14 protein-coding genes are annotated in these 16294 nt (G+C 60.7%); 6 read left to right on the forward strand and 8 right to left on the reverse strand.

From position 1 onward, the window contains the following. Positions 1-72: 72 nt before the first annotated feature. On the reverse strand, positions 73-2100 hold the full coding sequence (locus F550_RS0105580) for an alpha/beta hydrolase family protein (RefSeq protein WP_026180596.1): 2028 nt from the start codon (positions 2098-2100) through the stop codon (positions 73-75). 274 nt (positions 2101-2374) lie between these two features. Here F550_RS0105580 and F550_RS0105585 point away from each other — a divergent pair, with 274 nt between their 5' ends. Then, complete coding sequence (locus F550_RS0105585; RefSeq protein WP_018147543.1) at positions 2375-5311, forward strand: TonB-dependent receptor plug domain-containing protein; 2937 nt, start codon at positions 2375-2377, stop codon at positions 5309-5311. A gap of 68 nt (positions 5312-5379) precedes the next feature. Here F550_RS0105585 and F550_RS0105590 read toward each other — a convergent pair whose 3' ends face one another. The 3 genes from F550_RS0105590 to F550_RS0105600 all read right to left on the reverse strand — a co-directional run bounded on the left by F550_RS0105590 (position 5380) and on the right by F550_RS0105600 (position 7383). Then, the gene (locus F550_RS0105590; RefSeq protein WP_018147544.1) at positions 5380-5850 is read right to left on the reverse strand and encodes a hypothetical protein; all 471 of its coding nucleotides are present in this window, start codon (positions 5848-5850) and stop codon (positions 5380-5382) included. Continuing rightward, complete coding sequence (locus F550_RS0105595) at positions 5838-6266, reverse strand: D-Ala-D-Ala carboxypeptidase family metallohydrolase (protein ID WP_018147545.1); 429 nt, start codon at positions 6264-6266, stop codon at positions 5838-5840. Before F550_RS0105595 ends, F550_RS0105590 begins: the two co-directional genes overlap by 13 nt. A gap of 133 nt (positions 6267-6399) precedes the next feature. Continuing rightward, positions 6400-7383 carry an NAD(P)H-dependent flavin oxidoreductase gene (locus F550_RS0105600; protein WP_018147546.1) on the reverse strand — a complete coding sequence of 328 codons (984 nt, stop codon included), beginning with the start codon at positions 7381-7383 and terminating at the stop codon, positions 6400-6402. Between the two features lie 271 nt (positions 7384-7654). On the opposite strand from F550_RS0105600, the gene F550_RS0105605 reads away from it, so the two are divergent. Beyond that, positions 7655-8461 (forward strand): SDR family NAD(P)-dependent oxidoreductase, encoded by an 807-nt coding sequence (locus tag F550_RS0105605; RefSeq protein WP_018147548.1) that lies wholly within the window; start codon positions 7655-7657, stop codon positions 8459-8461. A gap of 82 nt (positions 8462-8543) precedes the next feature. On the opposite strand, the gene F550_RS0105610 is transcribed toward F550_RS0105605, so the two are convergent. Continuing rightward, complete coding sequence (locus tag F550_RS0105610) at positions 8544-9836, reverse strand: NADH:flavin oxidoreductase/NADH oxidase family protein (RefSeq protein WP_026180597.1); 1293 nt, start codon at positions 9834-9836, stop codon at positions 8544-8546. 182 nt (positions 9837-10018) lie between these two features. Here F550_RS0105610 and F550_RS0105615 point away from each other — a divergent pair, with 182 nt between their 5' ends. After that, positions 10019-11596 carry an ABC-F family ATP-binding cassette domain-containing protein gene (locus F550_RS0105615; RefSeq protein WP_018147550.1) on the forward strand — a complete coding sequence of 526 codons (1578 nt, stop codon included), beginning with the start codon at positions 10019-10021 and terminating at the stop codon, positions 11594-11596. Here F550_RS0105615 and F550_RS0105620 read toward each other — a convergent pair. Then, positions 11588-12160: a carboxymuconolactone decarboxylase family protein gene (locus F550_RS0105620; RefSeq protein ID WP_018147551.1), complete on the reverse strand. Its 573-nt coding sequence runs from the start codon at positions 12158-12160 to the stop codon at positions 11588-11590. The genes F550_RS0105615 and F550_RS0105620 overlap by 9 nt on opposite strands. Positions 12161-12336: 176 nt before the next feature. Between F550_RS0105620 and F550_RS0105625 the strand changes: the two genes are divergently transcribed. Further along, on the forward strand, positions 12337-13068 hold the full coding sequence (locus F550_RS0105625) for a hypothetical protein (RefSeq protein ID WP_018147552.1): 732 nt from the start codon (positions 12337-12339) through the stop codon (positions 13066-13068). A 77-nt stretch (positions 13069-13145) separates the two neighbouring features. Here F550_RS0105625 and F550_RS0105630 read toward each other — a convergent pair whose 3' ends face one another. After that, positions 13146-14096, reverse strand: coding sequence for a calcium/sodium antiporter (locus tag F550_RS0105630; RefSeq protein ID WP_018147553.1), 951 nt, complete (start codon positions 14094-14096; stop codon positions 13146-13148). Positions 14097-14357: 261 nt separating this feature from the next. Here F550_RS0105630 and F550_RS0105635 point away from each other — a divergent pair, with 261 nt between their 5' ends. Both F550_RS0105635 and F550_RS0105640 read left to right on the forward strand, forming a co-directional pair. After that, complete coding sequence (locus F550_RS0105635) at positions 14358-14708, forward strand: hypothetical protein (protein WP_018147554.1); 351 nt, start codon at positions 14358-14360, stop codon at positions 14706-14708. A gap of 123 nt (positions 14709-14831) precedes the next feature. Continuing rightward, positions 14832-15575: a pyridoxine 5'-phosphate synthase gene (locus F550_RS0105640; protein WP_018147555.1), complete on the forward strand. Its 744-nt coding sequence runs from the start codon at positions 14832-14834 to the stop codon at positions 15573-15575. Here the strand turns inward: F550_RS0105640 and F550_RS0105645 are convergent, their stop codons facing one another. After that, entirely contained in the window at positions 15576-16202 is a 627-nt protein-coding gene (locus F550_RS0105645) for a hypothetical protein (protein WP_018147556.1), read from the reverse strand. Between the last annotated feature and the right edge of the window lie 92 nt (positions 16203-16294).

The raw sequence follows: 16294 nt of genomic DNA on the forward strand, positions 1-16294 counted from the left end.
AGCTGACCCGCAAAAAGAAAGGGCCGCAACCTTTCGGCGCGGCCCTCTTCGATGTCCGATTATATCTGAAGCCTAGCTACCGAAGCAGTTGTCGCTCTTCAGCCAGCTATCAATCGCGGTGAGCGACTGGCGGTGGTGCTCAGGCCACCAAGGCAGGCTGTGCGGCATGTCCTTCACTTCTACAAACTTCGCGTCCACACGGCCTTTGACAGCATTGTAGAAATCGCGGCCTTCAGCGATCGGCACGCGCACATCCCGGTCACCGTGATAGACGAGGATCGGAATGTTGGCCTTGGACGTGTTGGCACTAGGGTCCATGCCGTCAATCGTATTGCCCTGCACGATACGCGAAATGCGGTCCGCGCTCACGATCCGGCGGAACAGCGCAAGGCTGGACACACCAGCACCGGCGATCGCGCACTGATACGGGCTGTCTTCCCGCACCGTCGCAGCAAAGGCAGCAAAGCCGCCATACGAATAGCCAAAGATCGCCACCTTGTCTGGGTCCGCAATGCCTTGGTCAACGAGGTATTGCGCCCCGTCATCCTTGTCGTCCTGCATCTTCTGGCCCCACTCCTTGTCGCCAGCGAACCAAAGCTCACGGCCAAAGCCAGTGGAACCGCGGTATTGCGGCTGGAGCACGGCATAGCCGCGTGAGGTCAGGAACGGCACCCAGCCGGAAACATCCCAGCCAGCATAGTCGCGCGCCCATGGACCGCCATGCGGCAGGATCACGGTCGGAACCGCGCCGTCACGCTCCTTGTTGTAGCTGTCGGGCAGTGACAGCAGGCCAGGAATGCTAAGACCGTCACGGGCCGGATAATAGATCAGCTCTGTCGCGCCGATATCCGATTCGTCGATCCACGGACGGCTGTCGCCAATCATCACGACTTTGTTCTTGTTGATCAGCATGTAGTAAGCTGGCGGCTGATCCGACGCTTCGGTCGAGAACAGAACCCGGTTACCGTCTTTCGCCGTGTCGATGATGTCGACCAGCTGGCCAGGGAATGCCTGTTCGAGACCTTCCTGAACCGACCTCAGCTCAGGGTCGACCCAATATGTCTCAACCGTTGCAGCGGCATAGTTGATGCCAAGAGGCTCATTCCAGTTTTCTTCGTCGGTACCAAGGATAATGCCTGTGACGGAAAATTCCGGGTGCGCAAAGACCGGCTCACTGCTGAACTGGTTGGTCTTGGGATCATAGAAATAGACCGCTGCCTTGTCCGAGAATTTGTCCGTGATCATATAGTATTTGCCGGACGCTTCGTCATAGCCACCAATGTCCATCTGGTAGCGGTTGGAGGCCAGGTAATCGAGCGGCTCCTCGCGCTCCATGCTGCCCGTTGCCTCGTTCAGCATATAGGTCTCGACGCGCCAGTCGCCCTCGCCGGCGGGCTCGATGCCCTGACGGACCAGGATACGGCCATCGCGCGGATCAGTGAAGGCGATCTGCTGGCGGCCGGAGCCATTGTACAGGAAGGTCTTCTGGTTGGTCCGCATGTTGACGCGGTAATACTCGGTCTCGCCGCTTGCGATATTGTTATAGCGGACGATGACTTCATCGTCGCTCAGCGGCAGCGAGTTGGCGATGCCCGTGGTATTGTTGATATCGCGGCATTGTTCCACTTGTTTATTGGCAAGCCGTTCGGTACCGAGACCCGCAATACCTTCGTCCAGATCATCGAGATCCTTTGAGCCTACATAAAACTTGACGACGAAGGTCTTCACGGCGCCCGCGCCGCCACCTTCAGTACAATAGGTCTGGCCCGTCCAGGCCTGTCGGCCAACCACGAACGCCTTGTCGCCTGGCAGAGCCTGAATAGCGGCAAAACGCATCTTGCGGTTCGGCGGCGTTATGCGCGTCGGCACCAGTGGCTTGGACGTGTCGATCGTGTCGGGAAGGTCCCAGCTTGCAACGGACAGCGTCTCATTGTCTTCGCCCGGTGTCGCGATCAGCCCGACCATATACGTGCCGTCATCCGACATCGACAGGCTGCTGATATTCGGTTCCTTGGCAAAGTCCTCGATTGGTATCGGCTTGGCATTCGCGCTGAGGACCAGCCCCAGTGCGCCAGCCAACATCATTGATTGCCGCTTCATGGAAGCACCCTTCGTTCTGTTCTGACCTGTAATGACACTTGCGCAAGCACGACGATTGGTCAACTTCGCCTCGCAGGCGCAAGATTGTTCCTTACACCCCCGTATAGCCAGCAAGACCTGACCCGTGCCGTTACTGAAATGTCACACAGTCTTTCAACATCTTAAATTGGTGTAACGCGTAATTGCGGATCTGTAATGGTGGGTGCATTCCATTAAGACCCCGGCGTCAGGGCCGGACACAAGGAATACAAAAATCCTATTTGAAGGGGTACCCATGTCGATTAAGAACGATCTTCGTTATCTCGCGCTTGGCTCAGTAGCCTACAGCGTTTTCGCCATTGCTGGCGTTGCACATGCGCAGGAAGCCGACACTGATGATCCGGTCATCACGACTGAGACAGCTCAGGAAGACGACGAGCCAGAAGCGCGCCAGCAGAAAGTCGTTGTCACCGGCTCGCTTCTGAGCCGCGACGAATTCAGCTCCAGCTCGCCGATTCAGGTCATCACGGCCGAGACCGCAACGCTTGAGGGCCTCGTTGATACTGCTGACATCATCCAGTCTTCCAGCGTCGCCTCTGGCTCCGTTCAGTTCAACAACCAGTTCAACGGCTTTGTTGTCGAGGGCGGCACCGGTATCAACTCGATCTCCCTGCGTGGTCTTGGTGCCCAACGTTCGCTCGTTCTCCTGAACGGTCAGCGTCCAGGTCCAGCCGGTACGCGTGGCCAAGTCGGGTCCTTTGACTTGAACGTCATCCCGGATTCCATGATCCAGCGCGTCGAGATCCTCAAGGATGGCGCCTCGTCGATCTACGGTTCTGACGCGGTTGCCGGTGTGGTGAACATCATCACCCGCACCTCGATCGACCGTCCGGAAATCAATGTCGCAATCAACGCACCTTATGGCGGTGGCGGCGCAAGCTACTCCGTAGACGGCGCTTATGGCTTGAACTTCGATTCGGGCAACATCATCGTTGGCGCAGAGTACCAGAAGAACGAAGCCCTCCGCGTCGGCCAGCGCGATTATCTGAACTGCGGCGAAGACCTGGTTTACGATCCGAACACGGGTGAGCGTATCGACCGTGAAAACCGGTCCGTTACCGGCGGCCTCACAGACCGTGCCTGCTCGAACATCTACGTAAACACCTACATCGATGCTCTCACCGGCGCCCGCTACATTCCATCCCCGGATGGCGTGACCGTTGGCCCTGTGCCAGGCTATCGCCCTCGCCAGAACGAGCGTTACAATGGTCCGTCCGGCCAGGCCTTCTATGAAGACGTGCTGACCGATCCACGTCAGCAGTCAACGATGGCGATCAACGAGACCGAGCGCTTCAGCCTGTACGGCCTCAGCAACGTCAATGTTGGTTTTGCTGACTGGCAGACCGAACTGCTTTACACGACTCGCGAGACACGCGCAGAAAACTGGCGTCAGTTCTTCCCGCTGGTCGGTGGTGCATCGGCTGCACCCTTTGGTCTCGCTTACGCAAACGACCCAACCTACGATAACCCGCTGAACTCTCTTGTTCAGCCCGTTATGCTGTTTCCGTCGAACACAGATGTGTCTGTCGACTACTATTACGGCTCCACATCCCTCGATGGTGATTTTGGCAATACCGGCTTCCTGTCCAACTGGAACTGGAATGTTGGTGGATCCTACTCACGTTCGGACGGTGATTATACGAACAATGTGATCCTTGCCGACCAGTCTGGCGATGCCCAATTCGATGCTGACGCACCGCAGGTCAACTATTTTGATCCACGCGTTCTCGCCGGCAATTTCACGCAGGCCGAGTACAACATTCTGTCACAACAGGACACCGGCAATACGGTTTACGAGCAATGGCTGGTAAAAGGTGTTGTAACTGGCGAACTGTTCGAGCTTCCGGCCGGTGCCATCGGTGTTGGTCTTGGTATCGAATACCGTGACTTCAGCATTGACGATCAACCCGGTCAGGTTGCCCTTGACGGTAATGTGTGGGGCGGCAGCTCCGCGCTCATCACCAAAGGCTCCGACAACGTCGCTGAGATCTATGGTGAGGTCGAAGTTCCGATCCTGGCAGGCCAGCGCTTCGCAGAAGAGCTGACCCTGAACCTTTCGGGTCGCGCATTCGACTATGAGTCCTATGGCTCTGACTCGGTCTACAAGGTCGGCCTTAACTGGCAGATCATTCCGACGGTCCGCCTGCGTGGTACCTATGGCACCTCCTACCGGGCCCCGGCTCTGTATGAACTGTTCCTCGGTGACCAGACCTCGTTCCTTGGCCAGACCTCGATCGACCCCTGCATCAACTACGCTGATAGCTCGAACCAGAACATCATTGCGAACTGTGCAGCTGAGGGCATTGGACCGAATTATACCGGTGCGGGTTCGTCAGCCACGATCGTGACGGGCGGCGGCGCCGGAAATCTCGAAGCAGAGACCTCGAACGCTCAGACCATCGGTGTGATCTTCACACCAACCTTCGCCGACCTCAACTTCGCGCTCGATTACTTTGAAATCGAAGTGAACGATCAGGTTGCACAGCTTGGTGCTCAGGCGATCGTGGGTGGCTGCTATGGTTCACAGAACTTCCCGAACGAGTTCTGTAACCTGTTTGAGCGTGCGCCAGGAAACGACCCGGTGCGCCCGAATAACATCCTGAACGTCACCGACAACTTCCTGAACGTGAACGAGCAGGTCAGCCGCGGCCTTGATGCCTCGGTTCGCTATACCCGCGAGTTCGACCTCGGCACGCTGATCTATGAAGGTCAGGCCACTTGGACCTTTGAAGACCTTCAGCGTCTTTTCAGCTCCGATGCGGAATCTGGCTTCGAGGATGACGACTTCAACGGAAGCATTGGTGATCCGCAAGTGACCGCCAATATGCGTCTGTCCTGGGAAACCGGCGACTGGACAGTCAGCTGGTTCTCCGACTTTGTCGGCCGGACCTCAAATGCTTACCTGTTCTCGGACTCGGTTCGCCCGTACTTCGATTATCCAGGTGGCGGCCGCTACATCGATGACACCGAAGCTGTCTGGTATCACGACATCTCGGCTCGCTGGCAGCAGGACACCTGGGCTCTGACCGTCGGCATGTCGAATGTGTTCGACGAAGAGCCACCGCTTGTCTCCACCGGTGTTGCAAGCCGCCGCGGCAACGTCCCGGTTGCTGGCTCGCAGTATGACCTGCGTGGTCGCAGCGCCTTCATCCGGGCTCAGAAGACCTTCTAGTCTTTCCGGATACATCCACTACAGGAAGGCGGGCCGTTCATCGGCCCGCCTTTTTTGTATCTTCTGCTCTAATGCGCCGCGTCGCGGCGTGGACCGCGGTCACCAAACCACCAGAGGGTTGCAGCCGTTGCCGCAAAGGTCGCCGTTTCGGTGATGGAGGCGCGCGCGGCGAGATCGGCGCCAAGCCATATGAAACCGGCAATCAGCCAGAGAAGCAGCGTCAGCGCCGGCCGCGTCACACCGCGCACCGCATTGACCCAGGCATAGCTGTCGCCAATCGCCGCCTCAGCCGCCATTGATGCTTCCAGCCCCGCCCAGCGCCCGCCTGTTTCCACCAGCGCCAGTTCGGCTTCTGACTCTTCTGCCCGCGCTCTCTGCTGCAGCTCGAGCAGCGCAGTCTCATGCGACCAGCGCTCCGTCTCATGTTGCAGGCGTTGCCGGGTCTCGAAATACCCCGCCACTCGCCCCAGTGCCGTACCGATGAGGCCAAACAGTCCACCGCCTGCCGCACTCGCCGCAATTCCCGTCAAAGGGTCCATAATTTCTCGCTTCCCGGATAATACCAGCGCGCTGGCCGCGCCCGCCTGTCGACATGAAGGAAGTTTCGCGCGAGCCCCAGACCGGTAAAGCCTGCATCGATGGCGCCATCGAGCAGCCGATGCCTGTCGTGCTGGCCAATCTGGATATCGGCGGCCACCTCCTTGTGCTGCGATAGCGGTGCACCGCCGACCGCCGCATTCCATCCGGGGCATCTGTGGCCAGAATTGAGCACGAGCGGTCCGCCAATATGCGCCCGCATGGTCTCCAGCCCGTCCAGAAATACCGGATCGTGCCAATAGCGCCCGCCGCAGAACCGCCCGCCACACCGGCAGGCGAGCTCAGCCACGCTAAAGTGCGGCCAGCGCCAGCCAGACTGAAGCTGACGGCGGGCCTGCAGAACGTTCGGATACAGCAAGACGAAACCCCTCCTTCGACGGAGGAGATCATCGCACAAGCAAACGGCCAGTCTGAACATTCAGACCGGCCGTTCTATTTAATTATTCGAATACAGCGACTTACTTCATATTCTGCATGCGGATTATCGGATACTATCCAACAGGCGCAAAGGCCCGTCCGGTCGAGAGCGCAGCAATGGAGGCGTTGTATTCCTGCTCCAGCTGGTCAACGAACTCAGCCGTCGACATGCGCTTGCCAATCGCGCCAATGCCCTGTCCGCAGCCCCAGATATCCTTCCAGGCCTTGGACTTCTGATTGCCGCCAGAGCCGAAATTCATCTTGCTCGGATCGCTTTCGGGCAGATCGTTCGGGTCGAGGCCAGCTGCCTCGATGGATGGCTTCAGATAATTGCCGTGCACACCGGTGAAGAGGTTCGAATAAACGATGTCGTCTGCGCCGCTATTGACGATCATGTCCTTGTAGCGCTCATCGGCATTGGCCTCGTCGCAAGCAATGAAAGCCGAGCCGATATAGCCGAAGTCGGCGCCCATGGCCTGCGCGGCGGCAACCGCGCCGCCATGCGCGATGGAGCCGGAAAGCGCCAGCGGGCCGTCGAAGAACTGGCGGATCTCCTGGATCAGCGCGAAGGGCGACAGCGTGCCGGCATGCCCGCCTGCGCCCGAACACACGGCGATCAGGCCGTCGGCGCCCTTCTCAAGGGCCTTCTTCGCAAACCAGGTATTGATGACGTCATGCATGACGATGCCGCCATAGGAATGGATCGCGTCGTTGACCTCGGCACGCGCGCCCAGTGATGTGATCACGAGCGGCGCCTTGTATTTCACGCAAAGCTCGATGTCTTCGTCCAGCCGGTTATTCGTCTTGTGGACGATCTGGTTGACGGCAAACGGCGCCGACGGACGGTCTGGATTGGCCTTGTCATAAGCGGCCAGCTCCGACGTAATCTGGTCCAGCCACTCATCGAGCTGCGAAATCGGGCGCGCGTTCAGCGACGGGAAAGACCCCACGACACCGGCCTTGCACTGCGCAATGACCAGATCCGGATTTGAAATGATGAACAGCGGCGAGCCGATAACCGGCAGGCGCAGATTGGACAGGACTGATGGCACGGACATGATGGCGCTTCCCTCTTGAGCAGATTCCCTCGTCTGGCAGACCTAACTTCACGCGCGCCCCCGGCAAGTCGTGACGTAGGGAAAATCGCTGAGGATCAGTCTCGCGCGTTCAGCCATGCGAGATCGTCATTGAAATGATCCATCATGATCCTTGGCAGCAGCATGGTTTCGTTTGATCCCCATTCCGATTGCGACCAATCTTCCTGATCAGGCCGCAAAGATCGAGAGCCTAAAGCCAAGGGGGAAACATCAAGTGCCAGAGCCAATGTGTATGAAGGACAAGGTGGTGGTCATTACTGGCGGTGCGACGGGCATCGGCTATGCGCTCGCCAGGACGTTCGGGGCGGACGGCGCGAAGATCGTGCTCGCTGAACCGCGCGAAAACCGCCTGCAACAGGCGTGCGAGGCGCTGAAAGAGACGGGCACCGAGGCCAGCTACAAGGTCTGCGATGTCACCGATCTCGCTCAGGTCGAAGCGCTGGCTGACTTCGCCTGGGACACCTATGGCGGCTGCGATGTCCTCCTCAACAATGCCGGCGTCGGAAGCCGTGAGAAGCGCCTCCCCGACGTACCAATGGACGACGCGCACCACATCATGAACGTCAATTTCTGGGGCGTCTGGCATGGCTGCCGGGTTTTCGGCGCACGCATGAAGGAACAGGGCAGGCCCGCCATGATCTATAATACCGGCTCTGAAAACTCCTTCTTCTGCGCCACGAATGCTGCCGCCTATATCGCGTCCAAACACGCCGTCCTCGGCCTGACAGAGACCTTCCGCGAGCAGATGCCAGACTTCATCACCGTCGGCCTGATCATCCCCGGCTGGGTCTCGACAGAGCTGACGCCCGGCTTTGAAAACGTTGCCATGCATGCCGATGAGTTCGCAGGCATCATCTATCCGCAGATCCTCGAAGGCGAACGTTTCGTGGTCTCCCACGCCTACAACACGGTCCGCATCGACGAGCGCATGGACGCCCTGAAGGACGCCTATGCCCGCTACGCCCCGCGTCATGAGGGCGACGAGGAATATGACGTGCGCACCTATATCCAGCGCATACGCGAGCGCGGCAGTATCTAGTCAGACAATACGCTAGAAAGGCTCATCCTGAGCGAAGTCGAAGGACGAGCCGAGCGGATAACCAATCCCGATAGCGTCCCGCCTAACGCTCCAGCGCCTTCGCCTGCTTTTGCTGCCGGGCCTGATGCTTCATGAAGCTCGACAGCAGCCCCTTGCCCTTAGGAAGCTCACACCCCTCCGCCATCGCCTCGATCGCGAGATAATTCCACGCCTGCTGACCGAGCGCATTGACCATCTTCACCATGCCGATGCCGCTATTTGGGCCGAGGAAGCCGGGGCCGAGGCGCATGGTCTTGGCATGGTTCTCAAGACGTTCGACCTCACCGGCGAGCAGTTTAGCTGTCCCATGAGGGTCAGAGCAGAGGGGCGCACCGATGCCGATCATGTCGGCCATATCGCCAGAAACCGTCTCCTCCATCGCGACTTTTGAGCGAAAACCGCCCGTCGCCATGACCGGCATCTTCGCACGCTCGCGCACCATGGCGGCATAGTCGACGAAATAGGCCTCGCGCGCCTTGCTGCTGGCGCGCACGGCCTGCTCTTCGCGCGCCTGCATGCCCTCAATGCCGAGCAGCGCCGGTTGCTCATAATTGCCGCCCGAAATCTCAAGCAGGTCGATGGACTTCTCGTTCAGCCACTCGACCACCTGGATACAGTCCTCAAAGCTGAAGCCGCCTTGCTGGAAATCAGCCGAGTTGAGCTTCACCCCCACGCCGAAATCAGGCCCCACCGCCGCGCGCACCGCATCCACGGCCTCAAGCAGGAAGCGCGCCCGGTTCTCCAGCGAGCCGCCATATTCATCATTGCGAATGTTAGAGCGCGGCGAGAGGAACTGGCTGATCAGATAGCCATGCGCGCCATGCACCTGCACCCCGTCAAAGCCCGTCTCCCTGGCGACCTTTGCCGCATGCGCAAAGGTTGCAATCGTGTCGTGTATCTCCTGCACCGTCATCGGGCGCGGCTTGCCGAACTGGTTGCCGGGCAGCGCCAGCTGGATATCGGAGGCCGAAACGGGCGTCTTGTTGACGAGGGTCGGCGTCTGGCGCCCGGCATGGCTGATCTGCATCCACACCGCCGCGCCCTGAGACTTCGCCGCCGCGCTCCACGCCTTCAGCGCCGCGATGTGTTCAGGCGGCTGCTCGCCCACAATCGCGACATTGCCGGGGCTTTCCAGATGCATCCGGTCGACCAGCACATTCCCCGTCAGGAGCAGGCCGCAGCCACTGCCAGCCCATGTTTCGTAAAGCTTCGCGTGACGCGCATCGGCCCGGTTCAGCGGCCCGGCCAGCTGCTCGGTCATCGCCGCCTTGCACAGCCTGTTCGGCAGGCGCGCCCCGCAAGGCAGATCCAGGGGTTGTTCAAGAATGCTGGTCATGGCGGCCCTCCCATTGCACTCGCCAGCATGACCCAGCCCGCGCGGGCCGTCCACGGGTTTTCCTTGCGTCCCGTCCCGCTGGCGCCTATCTAGACCCCCGAGAGGCCGAGAGGACACCAAAGACATGGATCAAGCACGCACCCAATTCGCGCTGCCTGTTTGCCTGACCCGAGAGGTCCCCCATGTCTTCCTTCCTCACAATCGATTCTGTGTCGCTCGCCACGCCTGAAGGCGACACACTTTTCGACAATCTGACCCTGTCGCTCGGACGCGAGGCTGTCGGCCTCGTTGGACGCAATGGCTGTGGCAAGTCCACGCTGCTCCAAGCAATCGCGGGCGATCTCGCCCCCGCACGCGGCCAGATCAGCGTGCATGGCCGCGCCGCCATGCTCCAGCAGCGCTTTGACGAAGCCGATACCGTCGCCGAAGCCCTCGGCGTCCAGACAGACCTCGCCCGTCTCGCCCGCATCACCGCTGGGAATGGCACGGCAGAGGATTTCAACGCCGCCGACTGGACGCTGGAGGCACGCCTCAACAAGGCACTCGCCGACACCGGCCTCGCTGGTGTCGACACCACCCGAAAGCTCGCAACCTTCTCCGGCGGGGAGCGCACACGCATCGGCCTTGCCCGCCTCCTGCTGGCAGAGCCTGACCTCATCCTCCTCGATGAGCCGACCAATAATCTCGACGCCGAAGGCCGTGCCAGCATCATGTCCCTCATCGAAAGCTGGTCCGGCGGCCTGCTGATCGCCAGCCATGACCGCGCCTTGCTGGAGCGGATGGACCGTATCGTGGAGCTAACCCCCGTTGGCTGCACCGTTTTCGGCGGCGGCTGGTCAGAGTTTGAAGCGGCCCGCGACGCCGCCCGCGCCCGCGCTCGAGCGGAGGCGGAAAGCGCCGCCAACAAACTGAAATCAACCGAACGAAAGGTCCAGCAGGCAAAGGAACGCAAGGATCGCTCCGATGCGCGCGGCCGGGCGGTGCGGGCGCGCGGCGATCAGCCAAAGCTCCTCCTGGGTGCCCGCGCTGAGCGCGCCGAAACGACAAGCGGCCGGGGCCAGCACCTTGCCGAACGTCAGCTAACCGATGCGCAGGCCGCCCTCAGCGATGCAGACGCCCGACTCGAGCGCATCACCCTGCTCACCATTGAGCTTCCCGCCTGCGACCTGCCCGCCTCGCGTCAGCTGCTGAGTGTTCGGGACGCCGCAATGCGCTTCGGCGATCGCCAGCTTTTCGGCCCCCTGTCGTTTGAAGTTCGAGGGCCCCAGCGCCTCGCCATCAAGGGACCGAACGGCTCCGGCAAATCAACGCTTCTCAAGCTCATCACAGGAGAGCTCGCCCCAACCTCGGGCGCCATCAATCTGCACACTGACCGTATTGCCCTGCTCGACCAGCACAGCTCATCGCTCGATCCGGGCAGCTCACTCATTGAAAATATGAGACGCCTCGCCCCCGCCCTCAGCGAAAATGAAGCGCGCGCCCAGCTCGCCCGCTTCGCATTTCGCGCTGATGATGCCCTGCAGCTCGCCGGCACGCTCTCAGGTGGTGAACGCCTGCGCGCCGCCCTCGCCGCCGCCTTCGCCGCGCCGCGGCCACCCGAACTCCTCCTCCTCGATGAGCCGACCAACCATCTCGACATGGACGCCGTCAGCCTGCTCGAATCCGCCCTCCAATCCTATGACGGCGCCATACTCACCATCAGCCATGACGAGCGGTTTCTGGAGGCGATCGGTATAGAGCGGCAATTTGGGTTAGGCTGACCGCCCATCCAGATCCGGATCAAGCACCAGCCCGTCATCGAGCTGAACCCCGAACGAGTTCAGCATCATGGAGACCTGCGTGTACTGACCAACTGTCATCACGAGGTCCATCTTCTGCTTCTCAGTGAGGTCGGCCAGTCGCGCCCAGGTGGCATCGGTGATGAACGCATTTCCCGTCAGTTCATCGGTCGCCTGCAGCATCGCAGCGTCCAGCGCGCTCCAGCCGTCGGCATCCGGCCCGGCCTTGATCCGGCCAATCTCGGCGTCCGTCAGGCCCGCTTCCTTGCCGATCACGACATGCTGGGCCCACTCATAGCCGGCCTTCCAATTATAGCCCGCCCGCAGGATGACCAGCTCGCGGTCGCGCGCCGAAAGGTCATTACGGTCCGACAGGATATAGCCGCCCCAGCGCATGAAGGCGCGGTAGGCCTTTGGCGCTTTTGCCAGTGTACGGAAGATATTGAAGATGGCATTGCGATCAAACCGCTCGCCCAGCATCTCCTTCTGTTCGTCGCTCAGTTCATCATTCGACAGCGGGGCAATACGTGGCCGGTTCAGTCTCATGGCAGGTCCTTCCTTGGTGCACTGCGGAGCTGACCGCCAAACCGGCCGGGCTGCAAGCCCCTCACGCGCCCAGCGGGTCCTGGAGCCGATTGGAACTCGCAAAAGGTAATTCCCGTTGTTTTGGTACGCAGGGAGAACCCCTGCGAGGACAAGCATTTTTCAGAAAGGAGACATTTATGACATTCACACGTCAGAAAACACTCGGATCTGTCACAGCGCTCGCCTTTGCGGCCTCGCTGGCCGGTACCGCCGCCGCGCAGGATGCGTCACAGGCCGACCAGACCGTCAGCGACACCATGCAAACCGATGTAGAGATTGACCTGTCAGGCGACAGCCCGTTCCTGAAAACCGATGATTCCTTTGTCACGCTAACAGGCGAAGTTACGGACTCCACTATGTCCAGTTTCATGCTCGACTATGGCGATGGCATTATCGAAGTCGAGATGGACGACTGGGATACATGGGGTGAGGCCTATGCCATCGTTGATGGACAGACCGTCGCCGTCACTGGTCTGATCGATAACGACTTTCTGGAGACGGCACATATCGAGGCCTCCAGCGTCTATGTCGCCGACCTCAACACGGTGTTCTACGCCTCTGCCGCAGACGAGGAAACACTGCGCAGCTGGAGCACGTATACGCCGATGCCAGACTATGGAAACAGCGTCACCTTCTCAGGTATCGTAACCGAAACCATGCCGCTGCAAGGCGAGTTCATCATCGATACCGGCTATTATGATCTGGAGATCGACGCCGACACGGGCAGCCTCGGCTACGACCCGCTCGACGATGAAGGCTACCCCGAGATTTCCGTCGGCGACTGGGTCTCGGTCACCGGCGAGATGGATGATCCGCTCTTTGAGGAAAAGGAGCTGGAAGCAAGCTTCATCACGATGAGTTCAAGCTAGGCGACGGGTCTGGCCATACCGCCTCTCAGGGCCCGGCAGATTTCTGCCGGGCCTTTTCGTTCGGGCGACGATAGACCTTAGACGGCCTGCCCAGCCAGCCAGACCGTATACCCTATGTATCCTGCCAGCATGATCGCCCCTTCCACTCGGCCAATCCGCCCGCGCGAAAAGGCAAAGATGATCAGCGCAGCCGTCGCCGCGAGCATCACCCAGATATCGACATTGGCAATCTCCTGCGGCACCGGGATCGGTTTGACGATGGCCGTGACGCCAAGAATGCCGAGAATGTTGTAGATATTGCTGCCCACGATATTGCCGAAGGCGACATCGCCCTGCTTGCGGATCGCCGCGACAAGCGAGGTGACAAGCTCTGGCAACGATGTCCCGATGGCCACAATGGTCAGGCCAATAATCGTTTCAGAGATGCCGAAACGGGTCGCAATACCGACAGCGCCGTCGATCAGAAGGCTGGCGCCGCCAATCGTCAGGCCAAGGCCAATAACCGTCAGCAGAAGGTCAAGCAGCAGATGGCCCCCTTGCGGCGTCTCAGCCGCCTCACTGGGAAGCGCACTGGTAGCTGGCAGCGCCCGCCGCTCCTGCCAGATCGCAAAGCCGATATAGGCGACAAGGCCCATCACGAAGAGAATGCCCGACAGCCTGTCGAGCATCCCGCTCTGCACCAGGGCGAGCGCGGCAAGCGCAGAGACGGTCAGGACGGCCGCATCGCGCTTGAATGGCCCGCGCGCGGCCATGACCGGCTGGATCAGCGCCGCCAGACCCAGGATAAGCAGGATATTGGCGATGTTGGAGCCAACGACATTGCCAACAGCGACGCCCGGCGATCCGGCGAAGGCGGCTTGAAGGCTGGTCACCAGTTCCGGCGTCGAGGTGCCGAAACCGACCAGCGCCAGACCGATAAGAAGCGGAGATATGCCAAAGCGGCGCGCGACATTGACTGAACCGCGAACAAAGAGGTCGCCGCCGACAAGCAAGAGTGCAAGACCGGCAATCAGAAAGAAAGCGAGCATGAGGAGGGTACTAGATCCTGTGAACTGCCCGCGCAATGAAACCGCTCATTGCAGACTTGCCGGGACCGCGAAGAAATGTGCGCGACCAGTACCTTCCACAAGCGGGCCTCCCCCCTCCCCAGCAGATTAAATTTTCGTAGCCTCGCAGCGCCGTCTTTCGCGCGCCGCAGGCCTTCACCAGATCTTCCATGCGGACGAAAAACGTCCCGCGGAGCGCGCATATCGCTCGCTTCAGCTCTTAACTTCAGGAGAGTGCGCAAGATGAGCGCACGCATTCGTCTGGTCGTCGCAACCGCTGCTTCGATCACAATACTGCTGGGCGCAGCTGCCTGGTTCCACTTCACCGAAGACACCGGCACGGGTAGTACGCAAACCGTCCTCGTCGCCGATGAAGATGTCACCACGGCGGATCCGGCCGGCCTCGATGAAACAGGCATTGAGCTGGCAAGAAACGACGTTCCGGCCGTCGATGGCACTGATAGCGAAGTCTCGCCAATGCCATTGTTCCCCGAAGACACTGTGATCACCACAGAAGCACTCGGCGCATCCGCAGAGGACGTCCCGGCAGAAGAAACACTGGACAGTCCGCTAACTGAAACCCCGCAGGACTAGCGGCCTTGCCGGCCCGGCGCAGCTGCGAGACCTGCAACTGCGCCGGGCTTTAATCCTCGGCTATGGTCATCGCGGCGCAGCCATCCTACATCGGCAGCAGTATTCCTCCCGATCGGAGCGGCCATGACCGAACTTTCCGTCAATCTCAACGCCGTTGCCTTCCTGCGCAACCGGCGCGGCCTGCCCTGGCCGAGCGTCGTGGACCTTGGCCGCATCGCGCTGAACGCAGGCGCGGCCGGCCTCACCGTCCACCCCCGCCCCGATGAGCGCCACATCACGCGCGCCGATGTGCCAGACCTCATGAATTTGATCACGAGCGAGTTTCCGGACCGCGAATTCAACATTGAAGGCTATCCGAATGAGGCCTTCATGGCTCTGGTCGAAAAGATCAGGCCGCACCAGATCACGCTCGTGCCGGATGATCCGTCACAGGCAACCTCGGACCATGGCTGGGACTTTCGCACCCACGCCCTGAAGCTCCACGCGATTGTCGCCCGGATGAAGCGGACAGGCGCGCGCCTCTCCCTCTTCGCAGACCCAGACCCCGCCCAGATGGAAGCGGCCGTCGGCACGGGAACCGACCGGGTTGAGCTCTACACCGGCCCCTATGGCGATGCCGTCAATGACCCGGTCGCCGAAGCGGCAGAACTAGAAAGACTGGGCCAGACCGCAGACGCGGCCCGCAAGCTCGGCCTCGGCCTCAATGCCGGCCACGACCTCACCGTCGACAACCTCCCTGCCCTCGTCGCCCGCATCCCGGACCTCGCCGAAGTGTCCATCGGCCACGGCCTCACTGCCGACGCCCTCGAATACGGCATGGCCGAAACCGTGCGCCGCTTCCGCCGCGCCTACGGCCAGGTGGTCTGATCAAAGAATGGCCAGGGCGCGTCCCACTTCAGCGCCCCACCTTTCCTGATCTGTGACCTCCCATGGGTTGCAGGGCAGCCAGTCAGGCGTCTTGGGCAGGCCACCCGGTGCAATCTCCTTGCGCCATCTTACCTGCCCATCCGGTTTCAGGATCGCACCGAAGCCGCGGAGCGCGCGGTAATAGGCCGAAAGCGCGGCGAAGGCCTCGCCGGCATCAGCCTCGGGACCGAGCGACGCGCGGACCTTTTCAATGAACGTCCGCGCTGGCGCCAACGGATCAGGTCGCTCCGGGTCTTTTGCCGCGCGTTTCTCAAGCCGCGAGAGCAGGCCTTCCAGTCTCCGGGCCTCGGCCTCGAAAGCGCCAGCTTCTTCTTCGCGGCCAAGGTCTGACAGAGCGAGCGCCCAGCGCACATGCCGCGCGGCGCGCATCTCGGCGGTTTCGAGGTTGAGGTCGCATTGGCGAAAGCCAAACTCGCTCGCCCAGTGCTTGGACGCGCTCAGCGAGATGCCCAGACGCTTCGCCATAGCCTCATAAGTCTGGCCGAGCCGCAGCCCGGTCTCGAGCTTGAGCAGGATCAACATGCGGCCTGTCGGCAGGTTGGCGAAGTTCGGGAGCGGTTCAGTCATCGACGCAGATCATCGCCGGTAAGCGGCGACGGGGGACGAAATTCTCAAAACCTCCGCCAGCCGGGGCCCTTCTTCGTTAAAGCGTGCAAAGC

Origin of the sequence: Henriciella marina DSM 19595, assembly GCF_000376805.1 — a bacterium.
GTDB lineage: Bacteria > Pseudomonadota > Alphaproteobacteria > Caulobacterales > Hyphomonadaceae > Henriciella > Henriciella marina.

Coding starts and splice junctions, on each gene's coding strand:
- F550_RS0105620 (WP_018147551.1), bottom strand. CDS start 12,160: ATGAGACTGAACCGGCCACGTATTGCCCCGCTGTCGAATGATGAACTG.
- F550_RS0105640 (WP_018147555.1), top strand. CDS start 14,832: ATGACCGAACTTTCCGTCAATCTCAACGCCGTTGCCTTCCTGCGCAAC.
- F550_RS0105585 (WP_018147543.1), top strand. CDS start 2,375: ATGTCGATTAAGAACGATCTTCGTTATCTCGCGCTTGGCTCAGTAGCC.
- F550_RS0105635 (WP_018147554.1), top strand. CDS start 14,358: ATGAGCGCACGCATTCGTCTGGTCGTCGCAACCGCTGCTTCGATCACA.
- F550_RS0105590 (WP_018147544.1), bottom strand. CDS start 5,850: ATGGACCCTTTGACGGGAATTGCGGCGAGTGCGGCAGGCGGTGGACTG.
- F550_RS0105630 (WP_018147553.1), bottom strand. CDS start 14,096: ATGCTCGCTTTCTTTCTGATTGCCGGTCTTGCACTCTTGCTTGTCGGC.
- F550_RS0105610 (WP_026180597.1), bottom strand. CDS start 9,836: ATGACCAGCATTCTTGAACAACCCCTGGATCTGCCTTGCGGGGCGCGC.
- F550_RS0105605 (WP_018147548.1), top strand. CDS start 7,655: ATGAAGGACAAGGTGGTGGTCATTACTGGCGGTGCGACGGGCATCGGC.
- F550_RS0105645 (WP_018147556.1), bottom strand. CDS start 16,202: ATGACTGAACCGCTCCCGAACTTCGCCAACCTGCCGACAGGCCGCATG.
- F550_RS0105600 (WP_018147546.1), bottom strand. CDS start 7,383: ATGTCCGTGCCATCAGTCCTGTCCAATCTGCGCCTGCCGGTTATCGGC.
- F550_RS0105580 (WP_026180596.1), bottom strand. CDS start 2,100: ATGAAGCGGCAATCAATGATGTTGGCTGGCGCACTGGGGCTGGTCCTC.
- F550_RS0105615 (WP_018147550.1), top strand. CDS start 10,019: ATGTCTTCCTTCCTCACAATCGATTCTGTGTCGCTCGCCACGCCTGAA.
- F550_RS0105625 (WP_018147552.1), top strand. CDS start 12,337: ATGACATTCACACGTCAGAAAACACTCGGATCTGTCACAGCGCTCGCC.